Source organism: Mesorhizobium sp. P2_E10 (assembly GCF_056404235.1).
On the sequence record NZ_JBFUEK010000014.1, the window covers coordinates 103,848 to 116,897 of the forward strand.

General features: G+C 60.3%; 7 protein-coding genes and 1 pseudogene. 5 read left to right on the forward strand and 3 right to left on the reverse strand.

What is annotated here, in order from left to right; translation table 11 throughout:
• The first annotated feature begins 391 nt into the window (after positions 1-391).
• From AC1D0N_RS26495 to AC1D0N_RS26515, 5 genes and pseudogenes are all read left to right on the forward strand, one after another.
• On the forward strand, positions 392-5,578 hold the full coding sequence (locus tag AC1D0N_RS26495) for a GAF domain-containing protein (RefSeq protein WP_477248923.1): 5,187 nt from the start codon (positions 392-394) through the stop codon (positions 5,576-5,578).
• Positions 5,575-5,964, forward strand: a complete 390-nt coding sequence (locus AC1D0N_RS26500; protein WP_095081778.1) for a response regulator — start codon at positions 5,575-5,577, stop codon at positions 5,962-5,964. The genes AC1D0N_RS26495 and AC1D0N_RS26500 overlap by 4 nt, the downstream gene beginning before the upstream one ends.
• Complete coding sequence (locus AC1D0N_RS26505) at positions 5,961-7,214, forward strand: adenylate/guanylate cyclase domain-containing protein (protein ID WP_477248924.1); 1,254 nt, start codon at positions 5,961-5,963, stop codon at positions 7,212-7,214. Before AC1D0N_RS26500 ends, AC1D0N_RS26505 begins: the two co-directional genes overlap by 4 nt.
• 144 nt (positions 7,215-7,358) lie before the next feature.
• Entirely contained in the window at positions 7,359-9,095 is a 1,737-nt protein-coding gene (locus AC1D0N_RS26510) for an adenylate/guanylate cyclase domain-containing protein (RefSeq protein ID WP_477248933.1), read from the forward strand.
• 280 nt (positions 9,096-9,375) lie between these two features.
• Positions 9,376-9,471: pseudogene (locus AC1D0N_RS26515) on the forward strand (BA14K family protein); the annotation flags it as partial.
• 195 nt (positions 9,472-9,666) lie between these two features.
• On the opposite strand, the gene AC1D0N_RS26520 reads toward AC1D0N_RS26515, so the two are convergent.
• From AC1D0N_RS26520 to AC1D0N_RS26530, 3 genes are all read right to left on the reverse strand, one after another.
• Positions 9,667-10,284: a DUF2062 domain-containing protein gene (locus tag AC1D0N_RS26520; RefSeq protein WP_477248925.1), complete on the reverse strand. Its 618-nt coding sequence runs from the start codon at positions 10,282-10,284 to the stop codon at positions 9,667-9,669.
• 398 nt (positions 10,285-10,682) lie between these two features.
• Positions 10,683-11,090: an MAPEG family protein gene (locus AC1D0N_RS26525; protein ID WP_477248926.1), complete on the reverse strand. Its 408-nt coding sequence runs from the start codon at positions 11,088-11,090 to the stop codon at positions 10,683-10,685.
• Positions 11,091-11,430: 340 nt separating this feature from the next.
• The gene (locus AC1D0N_RS26530) at positions 11,431-12,702 is read right to left on the reverse strand and encodes a serine hydrolase domain-containing protein (protein WP_477248927.1); all 1,272 of its coding nucleotides are present in this window, start codon (positions 12,700-12,702) and stop codon (positions 11,431-11,433) included.
• Positions 12,703-13,050 lie beyond the last annotated feature (348 nt).

Consider the following 13,050-nt stretch of genomic DNA (forward strand, 5'->3'; position numbering starts at 1 on the left):
TCGCCGCTGGGAAGCAGACTTCCCGCTCTCCACTCCACCTCAACCATCGACGGCCCTGAGTTGGAACGGCAGCCTTTGGGAGATGAGGGTGCTAGCTTGAACGTTCGAAATGAGGCGCGATTCAGACCGGCAGCTTTTGTCCGAAGGCGGACCGACTGGTTTTAGGTCAGGCGCGAAGAAGCGGACATTCCACCTACGACCCTATCTCGGACGCATTCCCTGTCTGCAATAGCTCCGAAAGCACAAGCTCAGGTGCATCACCAAAGCGGCCGCTCTGCGTCACAAACCGACATTGCAGGTCACCAAACTTGACGCTGGGTTGGCCAAAGCCGACACTGGAGCAGAGAAAAACAGGAGTACCTCAGTGGGAGGGCCCGACTCCGACTCTGAGATGACGATCAGCTCGCTCCGATCCGAGTTGACAGCGGCGCACGAAGAAAATCAGGTACGCACCGCGGAGGTCGCCAATCTCCTTGAACAGCAGAATGCGACGAGTGCGATCCTCAGGGTGATCGCCGCATCGCCGACCGACATCCAACCCGTCCTGCAGGTCGTGGCGGAGAGTGCTGCGCGCTTTTGCGACACCTACGACGCCGGCATTTTCCTAGCGCGAGACGGGACACTATTCCCCAAAGCGCACTACGGCCCCATCGCCTTCGACTTCGAACCGATGCCGGTCGCACGCGATTGGGTCTGCGGTCGCGCCTTCGCCGACTGCAAGACTGTGCATGTCAACGACATAGCGGTTGCAGGTGCGGAGTTTCCTGTCAGCCAAACACTTGCCGAAAGGCTTGGCCACCGCACGATGCTCGCAACACCTCTCATGCGTGACACCGAGGCGATCGGCGCGCTCGTCATCAGGCGCATCGAGGTCAAGCCTTTCAGCGAGAAGCAGATCAAGCTGCTCAAGATTTTCGCCGACCAAGCGGTCATCGCCATCGAGAACGTGCGCCTGTTCGACGAGGTGCAGGCGCGTACACGCGACCTCGGCGAGGCGTTGGAGCAGCAGACCGCGACGGCCGATGTGCTCAAGGCGATCAGCCGGTCGGCCTTCGATCTCCAACCGGTACTGCAGACGCTGGTCGACTCGGCAATACGCCTGGCCGGGGCGGACATGGGCGCAATCACATTGCGCGTTGGCGATACGTTGCGGTTCATGGCAGGCGGCGGGCAGGCTACCGAGCTGCAGGCATACGAACGAGCCAACCCACATGTCGTGGCACGAGGGACGTTCCAGGGCCGCGCCGCGCTGGAGGGATTGACGATCCACGTGGCGGACGCGCTTGAAGACCCGGAATACGAAAGGCCGGAAGCGGCAATCATGGGCGGTTTCCGCGGAGTACTTTCTGTTCCGCTGAAGCGGGGTCAGGAGACCATCGGCGTATTCGGCATGGGGCGGCGGACGATCGGGCTATTTTCACCGCGCCAAGTCGAACTGGTCGAGAGCTTCGCCGACCAGGCCGTCATCGCCATCGAAAATGCTCGCCTGTTCGAAGAAGTGCAGGCCCGCAACCGTGAGGTGACTGAAGCGCTGGAACAGCAGACGGCGACGGCCGAAGTGTTGAAGACGATCAGCAGTTCGGCGTTCGATCTCGATTCCGTGCTGCATACGCTTGTGAAGTCCGCGTCCGACCTCTGTCATTCCGGGATGGGCTACATCTATCTGCGCCAGGGCGACGTGTTGCAGCCGACGGTACAGATCGGATGGAGCCAGGAATTCCAGGACCACATGAACAACCTCCCGGTCACGCCGGGCCGGGGCAGCATCGCCGCCCGCGTTGCCCAGAGCGGGTCCGTAGAGCAGATTGCCGACGTTCTCGACGATCCGGAGTATACCAACATCGAAGGCCAGCGGCTCGGCGGCTTCCGCACCCTGCTGGGCGTTCCGCTGATGCGTGACGGCGCCGTGACCGGCGTGTTTGTCCTCGCCCGCTCGTCGGTCACGCCGTTCAGTACGCGCGAAATCGAACTGGTGCAGACATTTTCGGATCAGGCGGTCATCGCGATCGAGAACGTGCGGCTGTTCGAAGAGGTGGAGACCCGCAACCGCGACCTAGCCGAGTCGCTGGAACAGCAGATGGCCACCGGCGCGATATTGCAAGTGATCGCCGGGTCTCCTACGGACATTCAGCCTGTGCTGGACGCCGTCGCTGAAAGTGCCGCTCGGCTCTGCGACGCCTATGACGCAACGATCTATCTGCTGCGCTCCGACAGGCTGGCTGTGGGAGCGCATCACGGACCGATTCCGATTGACAGCGCTGGCTTGCCGGTCGCGCGCGACATCGTTACCGGCCGCGCCGTATTGGATCGGGTGCCGGTCCACGTTCACGACTTGACCATCGCTGGCGAGGAGTTTGCAACTGCCCGAATGATGGCTCAACGGCTTGGTTTTCGCGCGATTCTCGCCACTCCGCTGTTGCAGGAAGGAAAAGCAATCGGAGCGCTTATGATCCGGCGCATCGAGGCACGGCCCTTTAGCGACAGCCAAATTGGCCTTCTCAAAACTTTCGCCAACCAGGCCGTCATCGCGATCGGCAATGTGCGGCTCTTCGAAGAGGTGCAGGCGCGCACCGCCGAGCTTGGCGAAGCATTACAGCAGCAGACGGCCACGGCCGATGTGCTGAAAGTCATCAGCCGATCCGCCTTCGACTTGCACCGTGTCCTGGAAACGCTGATCGATTCGGCCTGCAAGCTTTGCGGGTCGCACACGGGCGGAATCTACATGCTGGACAACGACGGCGACGCCTACAAACTCGCTGCCAACTACGGAATGAGACCAGAGCTTGTTGCCTACGAGGCTCGCCATGCCATCCGCGTAGGACGGGATTCTTACGTCGGACGCAGTGCATTGGAAAAAGCGGTGATCCACGTTCCTGATGTCGCCAAGGATCTCGAATACGGGTTCCCGGAACTACCAAGTCTCGGCGGCTTTAAGGCCGTCCTGTCCGTGCCGCTGATGCGCGAGGGCGTACCGATCGGCGTTTTCTCAATGGGCAAGCCGGAGCCAGGTCCCTATACACCTCGACAGGTCGATCTCGTCCAGACGTTCGCCGACCAGGCGGTGATCGCGATCGAGAACGTGCGCCTTTTCGACGAGGTCCAGGCGCGCACGGCAGAACTCGGCGACGCCCTGCAGCAGCAGACGGCCACCGCCGACGTGTTGAAGGTGATCAGCCGCTCGACGTTCGATTTGCAGACGGTGCTCGATACGCTCACGCAATCGGCCGCGCAGCTTTGCGAGGCGGATATGGCTGGCATCACTCGGCAGGAGCCGGAAGGCGCCTACTACGCCACCAACTACAATCTGCCTCCGGACTGGCTGGAGTACGTCAAGGACAAGCACTTTGTGCCCGGACGCGGCAGTGTGGTCGGGCGGGCATTGCTCGACCGCGGGATCGTGCATCTGGCTGACGTCCTGGCCGATCCCGAATACACCTTCCTGGAGTCCACGAGCGAGGTTTGGTTCCGGACCGTGCTGGGTGTGCCGTTGATGCGCGAGGGAAATCCGATCGGCGTACTCATACTGGCCCGCCAGAAAGTCCAACCTTTCACCGAGAAACAGATCGATCTGATCCAGACCTTGGCAGACCAGGCGGTCATAGCCATCGAGAATGCACGCCTGTTCGAAGAAGTGCAGGCGCGCACCGCGGAATTGAGCGAGTCGCTGCAGCAGCAGACGGCGACGGCCGACGTCCTGAAGGCGATTAGCCGCTCGACCTTCGACCTCCGGGCAGTGCTCGACGCACTGGCCGAATCGGTCACGCGGCTGTGCGAAGCGGACAACGCCTCGATCGTGCGTGAGACGGACGGCAAATTCGTCGAGGCCGCGAGTTACGGCTATCCGGCCGAGCTCGAGAAATATTTCAGCGGCTTTGTGCACATCCCGGGGCGCGGCACCGGGGTCGGTCGAGTCCTGCTCGAAGGCAAGGCCGTCCAGATTCCGGACGTGCTGGCAGACGCCGACTACACGCTGCGGGAAGGACAGCGGCTCGGCGGATACCGCACGGTGCTGGCCGTGCCGCTGCTGCGCGAGGGGCTTCCAATCGGCGTTTTCTCGCTCACCCGCTCGACGGTGCGGCCCTTCACCGAAAGGCAGATCGAACTCGTCGAAACCTTTGCCGACCAGGCGGTGATCGCCATCGAAAATGTCCGCCTGTTCGACGAAGTGCAGGCGCGGACGGCCGAACTCGGAGAGGCGCTGCAGCAACAGACGGCAACGGCGGATGTGCTGAAGGCGATCAGCCGCTCTACGTTCGACCTGCAGCCGGTTCTCGACACGCTGGCGGAATCAGCGGCCAAGCTGTGCGACGCGGACACGAGCGTCATCTTCAAGCGCGACGGCGATCTCTACCGGTGGTCGGCCGACTACGGCAATTTGCCTGAAGCCGCGGTTTTCGCCAAAGCCAATCCCTTCGCCGCCAGTCGCGACAGCGTCACCGGAAGGGTGGCCCTCGAAGCCCGCGCCGTCCACGTTTCGGACGTGCTCGCCGACCCGGACTACGGGGCAACGCAGCTTCAGAAGCTCGGCGGCTACCGGACCATTCTATGCGTTCCGATCTTGCGCGAAGGCGCGCCGGTCGGCGTGTTCGCGCTGACGCGGTCACAGGTGCGGGACTTCACGCCGAGGCAGATCGAGCTCGTCGAGACGTTTGCCGACCAGTCTGGCATAGCGATCGAGAACGTCCGGCTGTTCGACGAGGTGCAGGCGCGTACCCGCGAATTGTCACGCTCGCTCGAAGATCTGAGGGCCGCGCAGGACCGCCTCGTGCAAACGGAGAAGCTCGCCTCACTCGGCCAGTTGACCGCCGGTATCGCCCACGAGATCAAGAATCCGCTCAACTTCGTCAACAACTTCTCAGCGCTCTCCGGCGAACTCATCGATGATTTGAGCAGTGTGCTGGCCGGAGCGCCTTTGGAGGCATCCGTGCGCGAAGAGGTCGCCGAGCTGACAGGCATGCTCAAGAGCAATCTCGACAAGGTGGTCCAGCACGGCAAGCGGGCCGATTCCATCGTCAGGAACATGCTGCTGCATTCGCGCGCGGGTTCAGGAGAGCATCGTCCGATCGACATCAATGCCGTCGTGGAGGAGAGCCTGAACCTTGCCTATCACGGGGCGCGCGCCGAAAAGCCAGGATTCAACGTCACGCTGACGCGGAATTTCGACCCGCAGGCGGGGGATGTCGATCTCTACCCGCAGGAGATCACGCGGGTGCTTCTCAACCTCATCTCCAACGGCCTTTATGCAACGGCCAAGCGGAGCGCCGCGGCGAATGGCGCGGGCTATGAGCCGACGCTCTCCGCCACCACCAGGAGTCTCGGTGACCGTGTCGAAATCAGGATCCGCGACAACGGCACCGGCATTCCGCCGGAGGTGAAGGAGAAGATGTTCAATCCATTCTTCACGACCAAGCCAGCCGGCGAGGGCACCGGGCTCGGCCTGTCGCTCAGCCACGACATCGTCGTCAAACAGCATGCCGGCACGATCAACGTCGACAGCCAGCCAGGCGAGTTCACCGAGTTCCGGATTGTGCTGCCGCGCGCTGCGGCCTCGCTCGCAAAATCGGGAGGTGAAGCATGAGCCTCCTCATCCTGGTCGTCGACGATGAGCCCGACGTCGAGCCGCTGTTTCGCCAGCAGTTCCGCCGCGACATCCGAGCCAGCCGCTTCACCATGGAGTTCGCGCAATCGGCGGTCGATGCGTTGGAGCAGATCGACCACGCCGAAGGGGTGACACTGATCCTGGTGCTGTCCGATATCAACATGCCCGGCATGAGCGGGCTCGAGCTGCTGCCGAAGATCAAGGTGCTGCGGCCCGACGTCCCGGTCATCATGATCACCGCCTATGGCGACGCCGAAACCAAGAGCAAGGCGTTGGAGAACGGTGCCGAAGCGCTGCTGACCAAGCCGATCGACTTCTCGGCGCTCAGGCAACAGATCGAAACCCGGCTGGGAATGGTGGCGTGACGGCGCGCATCCTCGTGGTCGACGACGAGCCCGATCTTGAGGTCTTGATCGTCCAGAAGTTCCGGCGTCAGATCCGCGACGGCGCGGTCATTTTCCTGTTTGCCAGCGATGGTGTGGACGCCCTGTCCGTCATCGACGGCAACAGCGACATCGACATGGTGCTGTGCGACATCAACATGCCCCGTATGGATGGCCTGTCGCTGCTGGAAAAGCTGCAGCAGGCCGAGGGGCAGCAGCTTTCGACGGTCATCGTCTCCGCTTACGGCGACATGGCCAACATCCGCACGGCGATGAACCGCGGCGCCTTCGACTTCATCACTAAGCCGATCGACTTTGCCGACCTGGAGACCACGATCGCCAAGACCTTGAAGCATCGCGAGGTGCTGCACGAGGCGCATCGGCGGCAAGCGGTCGCGGAGCGCGCGCATGCATCGCTGTCGCGCTACTTCTCGCCCAATCTGGCCGAGCGGCTGGCCGGCGACGCCGACGGGTTGGCGCTAGCCGGACAGTGGCGCGAGGTCGCCTCGCTGTTCACCGACATTACCAGCTTCACAACGCTGGTGGAAACGATCGACCCTGCCACGCTAGGCGCGCTCCTCAACGACTATTTGGCCGGCATGACCGACGTCGTGTTCGCGCATGAAGGCACCGTCGCCAAGATCGTCGGCGATGCGCTGCATGTGCTGTTCGGCGCGCCTGGCGAGCAGCAGGACCATGCGGCGCGCGCGGTTGCCTGCGCGCTCGAGCTCGACGCGCTGTCGCAATCGTTCCGCGATAGCTGGCGCGACAAGGGCGTCACGGTCGGTACGACCCGCATCGGCGTCCATGCAGGTCCGGCGCTGGTCGGAAATTTCGGCGGAGGGCGCTTCTTCGACTACACGGCCTATGGCGACACCATCAATATCGCGGCGCGGCTGGAAAGCGCTAACAAGCAGCTGGGCACGCGTATCTGCGTCAGCGGGAGCGCGGCTGCAAGGGTCGACGGCTTCCGCGGACGGCCGGTCGGCGATCTGATGCTGCGCGGCAGGGCCGAGGCGCTGCGCGCGTTCGAGCCTTTGTCGTCAAAGCAGTATGATGATCCTTCGACGGCGAGCTATCTCGAAGCCTTCGGCAGATTGGAGGCCGGCGATGCAAACGCGCTTACGGCTTTCGCCGCGCTGATCGGCAAATGTCCGGACGACCAGCTCGCCAGCTTCCATCTCAAGCGGCTGCTCAACGGCGCCAGGGGAACGCGGATCAGCCTCGACTGATCTTTGCGCCTGTAGCGACCGCGACCGTCAAGCCTCGTCGCCGCGCCAAAAACCTGCTCGACCGTCTTGAGGCAAGTTTCTGGCAGACATTTGCGCCGTGTTGTAGACTGGTTAGGGGCGATGGGAACGAAGAGGTTGGTCGGCGTGGTTGGAAATGCTGCGCAGCGCCGTTTGGCTGCCATCCTAGTGGCGGACGTGGTTGGTTACTCCCGCCTCATGGAGGCGGATGAGTTCGGCACTTTTGATGTGATCAAGGACCGGCGAAGGGAGATCGTGGTGCCGGCCGTTCGAGAGCACGCAGGTCGAATTGTCAAGTTCATGGGCGACGGAATCCTGGCCGAATTTGCTAGCGCGGTAAATGCGGTGAGTTGTGCACTTGAACTTCAGCTCCGCATGGCCAAGGCAAATGAAACGCTAGCAGATGCTAACCGGATCAGATTGCGGATAGGCATTAACCTAGGCGACATCATAGAGGACGAGTCGGATGTCTATGGTGACGGTGTTAACATCGCCGCTCGGCTTGAAACCCTGTCCGAGCCGGGAGGTATTTGCATTTCGGGCCAAATGTACGACGCGATTCAAGGAAAGCTCGAGATTTCAATCGAGGATATTGGGGAAAGTTCCCTCAAGAATATATCCCGGACAATTCGCACCTATCGCATCAGGCCCAGAGATGCAGAAGGAGTCGAAGAAGCCCAATTTTTAAGGGGCAACGAGCGTACGACAGTGGCGGTATTGCCATTCGCAAATATGTCTGGCGACCCAGCACAAGACTATTTCTCGGATGGAATAACCGAGGACATAATCACGGAGCTTTCCCACTATCAACATCTGTCCGTGATTGCACGTAACACGACAGCTCTGTTTAAGGATCGGTCCACAAATGTGGCGGAGATAGGCCGCAAGCTTCGGGCTGATTTCGTGATCGAGGGAAGCATTCGGCAGGCCGGCAACAGGGTGCGTGCTACAGTTCAACTCATTGACGTTCAAACTGGGACTCATGCGTTCGCAGAAAACTTCGATCGGAAAATTGAAGACATATTTCAAGTTCAGGACGAGATCGTTGACGCTATTCTTGGTCGGCTTTTTTACAATCTAGATGAAGCAGCAAGCAAAGCTCGTCAGCGAAATCCGACGACAAGCACCACCGCTTATAGTTTGTGGTTGCGCGGCAGGCAGGCTTCGAGAAATGGCGATGAGGAGGATGCTATAAGCTGCCTGAATCAGGCGATCAATGTTGATCCTCAATATGCGAGAGCGTTGGCCATGTTGAGTTGCCTGTATGGCTATAGACGATTCACCGGATCCGCACGTGACACTCATATGAAAATCGCCGAACTATCTCGCGGATACGCTGAAAGAGCTATCGCTGCCGATAAGACAGACGCCTACGTGCTTGAACAGGTAGCAGCTGCGCACCTAATGCTCGGTGATGGAGACAATGCAAGACGATACTCTGATAGTGCAAGTTTACTCAATCCGCGTGACATCTCCACGGCCGCCACACGCGCACTAGTTCTCGCCTTCATAGGCGAACACAATCACGCACTGGAAATAATTGAACATGTATGTCGGGCTGAGCCACGCGTGCCGCCGGGATGGACGGTTACCTTGGCAGACGTACAGTATCTAATGCGTGACTTTGAAGGAGCCCTTAAGACCTACAAAACAATTAACGGCGCACCTTTCTATGTAAGATTGCTTCAGTCGATGTGCCTTTCACAACTGCGAAGGACCGATGAGGCAAAAGCAATTCTAGGCGAGGCACCGACACGTTTCGATATTCCGGCATTCGCCCGCAATTGTGCAGGCATGTGCGCGCTGGCCGAAGATCGTGAACTGTGGCTCGAGGGGTTTCGCAAAGCAGGCGTGGACGTGTGAGCGTCGTGTTCCGTTCTCAGTTTGGCGATCACCCAGAGCGCGCGCCGCAAGCCATCAGCGAACCGATCGGACGACCATCGTCATGACGTCTCGGAGGACAACAGCTATAGGTCCTACACAGGGCGGCAGCGCCAATGCATCTCGCCCTATTCCGCATCTCGCCCTATTCCGACGTCGCCACCGCGCAGCCGCCGTTGCCGTCAGCTACGTTGAGGCAAACTGCGCTTCGACGGATGGCTACGCGTTAACGGACGAGGTCTGCCCCCAACTTTCGGCCGACCACATTGACTATTGCTTCAGCCGCTACCGCTCCTATCGGCCCGAAGATAACACCTACCAGCCCTATTCCGGCGGCCCACGCAGGCAGTGCCAATAGGCCTGTCTGTACAGAGCGCTTCATGATCGTCTATCGGCCTGACATCGCGCCAAAGAGACAGGGTGGGGCGTTCATCAATAAAGTGCGGCGAGGACCATGACGGAGCCTCCAGGGCCGCCAATTGTAGGGAAGCGTCGCTATAGCGGCGATATTGCCGACGAGCGGAGACATCTCTACAGCTGCCCTACCCGCAATTCACCCTCCACAACGGCGATGTCGAGTGGGCAGAGGGCGTGATAACACGATGTCTTCCTGCTCCTGGAACAGGCTCCCCTTTTCGGCCAGTCGCTTGCGCCTCTGTTCGCGGAAGGCTGTCATGCCATAGCGGGTGATGCCATAGAACAACAGGCCAAAAATCAGCCCGAGTGGCACCGCACCGCACAGCATGGGCTTTAAGACCGGTGCCCACAATTGCGAAATTGAAAGGGTCTGCAACATCTCACTCAGATGGGCTGGCCGTTCGTGACTTTGCATGTGGCCGTGCAACATGATCTTGCCGGTCTCCCAAGACGCTCCCACAACAAACGGGAGGGTCAGTGGATTGCCAAAGACAAATGTTCCTAACCCTGCCGCCACCATGTTTCCTGAAATCAGCCAGCACACGATGGCGGCAATGGCGAAATGGGACCCTAGTGGAAAGAAAGACGCGAAAACCCCAGCCGCCACCCCGGCCGCGACGGCGTTTGGAGTGGCGTTCAGACGGAGAATACGCTTTGACACGTACTGAAACGATCGCGAGAAGGAGCGGCGCGGCCACATATAAATGCGCAATCGCTCGAAGAGACCATCAGGATTTCGGCGTCTAAAGAGCACTCTCTTGCCCACTTCAAACGCGGTCGGTTGAACTAGTGGACCTCGTCTCTGAAAAAACGCAGCCTGTGCTGCTTTGTTCCGAATTTGCTGATCAACCGGGTGTCCGAAAGCGCATGTGCGGATAGTCGGGCAACAGTCGGAAAAAGCCAGGCTGAGAACGCGGCAGTTTTGTACCGAGTTGAATGGAGTAAAGCGTCTGGTTATCGGCATTCCGCCAACCCGCCCCTACGTCGGGCGCCCCGTTTTTCGGCTCCTGCGCGATCCGCCACGGGCCGACGGGCTGCAGCCGATCCCAGTGACAACATCCAAAGCATCATACAACGTTCCGGATCCGCAATGTTCCCTTTCGTCCCTTCGAGTGCTGCCGGCGCCGAGGACTTCTGAAGTGGCAGCACTTTTCACCTCAACAACAGCGCCCAGGACCAATACGCACCAATCACCATTTGCACGGCGAACGCAGTGAACCTGAGACTGACTGCGACCTGGGTCGTGGAGACGAGGTGAATTATCGACTGAACTATTCGCGCGCCTAACAGTGTAGAGGCCAGCGGATCCGTGACATCTGTCTTTGAAATAATGATCGCGACTCCGAGCAGACCTCCGAAGATTGGAAGCCCTTCTATGCAGTTGGCGTGGGCGCGGGCTAACCTCTGCATAAAGGGGGAAAGAGCCGCGTTATCTGGCGTAAAGCCGTTTGCTGCGACCTTTCCAGAAATCACCAGATACGTACGGATCACTTCCATCACGATCAGCAACCCCAGTGCCCACGAGATGAATCCAGTCAATGCAAACGCAGTCGCCGACATATGCCGTCCCCGGTGCTAGCAGTCTCGGTCGTCGCAACCAATCAACTAGTCTACCGCTATGCCTTGGTGGAGGCCAATGGCACACCAGTGGCGGATTGCTGACCGCAGATTTGGGGGCCGAAAGGAGAAAGGCAGCTTCAGGCTACGGTTCCTCAACGGCGGACATCAGGTGGTGCGGGCATCGTCGTGAGATGACCGATGGCGGAAGCGGGGTCCGCTAGTGAAGCTGGCTGATAAAGTGGAAGAGCACTGCCCGCCGGCTTGGGCGAAGAGCTCATCGAGCACGGCGAAGTCGAGCCGGCCCAGCTAGCGCAAGGTTGCTCAGCTTCTGTTGAGAGGTCTAGGCCCCCGTCAGCGCGCCATGGACGAGTGCGCGCAGCTCTTTGCGCACCGGAATGGCGCTCGAAGGCAGCAGTTGCGTGAAGAGAATGACGACCATGTCGTCGACCGGGCTCACCCAGAAGAAGGTGCCTGCCGCCCCGCCCCAGCCATAGTCACCCAATTGCGCCGAAATTTGCGCCTTGGCTGGATCTAGAACGACGGAACCCAACAGACCGAACCCGACGCCGTCAAACTGGGTTTCGGCCCAAACTTCGGTTGCCATCGAGGCAAGATCACCCGGTAGGTGATTGCACGCCGCCAATCTCAAAGTGCGGGGACTGAGGATGCGTTCGCCGTTGAGTTCACCACCAGCCCGCAGCATTTCGGCGAACCGCCAATAGTCGTCGATGGTTCCAACAAGCCCGCCTCCGCCGCAGAACGTATCAACCCTGCCTTGCCGCCACTCCGAAACTCCCGGCGCTTCGCGCAATGCCATGCCGCCAGCCGTAGCCTCATAGAGCGGGGGGAAACGGTTGATCTCAGACTCCGGCACAGAGAAGCCGGTGTCGGTCATGCCGAGCGGCTCGAAAATGCGAGTCGCGAAGTACTTGTCGAGCGTCATCCCGGAAACGACTTCCACGATACGGCCTATGACATCAGACCCGGTGCTGTATTGCCATTTCGTGCCCGGCTCCCATTCCAGTGGCAGCTCGGCGATCCTCTGCACCATCTTGTCGAGCCCACCGTAAGCAAGGGCGAGGCCGAGTCTTTCCTTGGCATAAGCTTCACCGAGCAGTCGGGGGTTCGTAAAGAGGCTTAGGCCAGATGTGTGGGTCAGCAGATGGTGGATCGTCATCTTCGTTTTGACGGGCACTGTTTGGTCCAGCGACGTTGCGCCCGGTATCAGAAGTTGCGCGTTTTTGAATTCCGGCAGGTAAGCTTCGACCGGATCGTCGAGATGCACGCGCGCCTCCTCGTACAGCATCATCAGCGCGACGGCGGTGACAGGCTTGGTCATCGAGTAGATGCGGGCGATAAGGTCGCGCTGCCAGGGCCGCCTGGCTTCGACATTGGCGTAACCGGCACAGTCGAAAAAGGCGAGTTCTCCATGGCGCGCGACGAGCACCGCACCACCTGGCCAGCGCCCGGTGTCGACATAGCGCTGCATCCACTGCTTCAGTCGCGCCAGCCGCCCCTTGTCGAAGCCGAGGTGCGCAGGATCACGAACTGGTTCGCTACCAAATTGCCTCATCGCGCAAATGTCCTTCGCAAACAAAGGCCCTTTGGACAATCCTGCGCTCTCCCCGCATTATTGCCAATAGTTGCCTGCTTGTAGCTGCAGACGGCGTCTGCTTTCAGGAAACCCAAAAGCGGTCCCCCACGGCAGACTTGCTGAAGGGTTTCGGGTGCCGTCAGGCGTACGAAAGTCTCTCATGCAGGAACCCGCGGGCCGCGGACGATTGCCTATGGGGATTTGTGCCTCGGGGTGTGCCAGCGCCTGTCGCGAACTTCCGCATAGGACGCGGTGGGCATGTCGTGGAAGCGGCTTCCGGGCCAGGTCGCAGAGCCTGTAGCGTTGATTCCGACGGGACTGGTGTGCGTGACGACCGGCGCCACGGCAACGTGCACATAACATCCC

Excerpts from the sequence above, each read along its gene's own strand:
- AC1D0N_RS26495 (WP_477248923.1), top strand. The coding sequence starts at position 392 with ATGACGATCAGCTCGCTCCGATCCGAGTTGACAGCGGCGCACGAAGAA.
- AC1D0N_RS26500 (WP_095081778.1), top strand. The coding sequence starts at position 5,575 with ATGAGCCTCCTCATCCTGGTCGTCGACGATGAGCCCGACGTCGAGCCG.
- AC1D0N_RS26525 (WP_477248926.1), bottom strand. The coding sequence starts at position 11,090 with ATGTCGGCGACTGCGTTTGCATTGACTGGATTCATCTCGTGGGCACTG.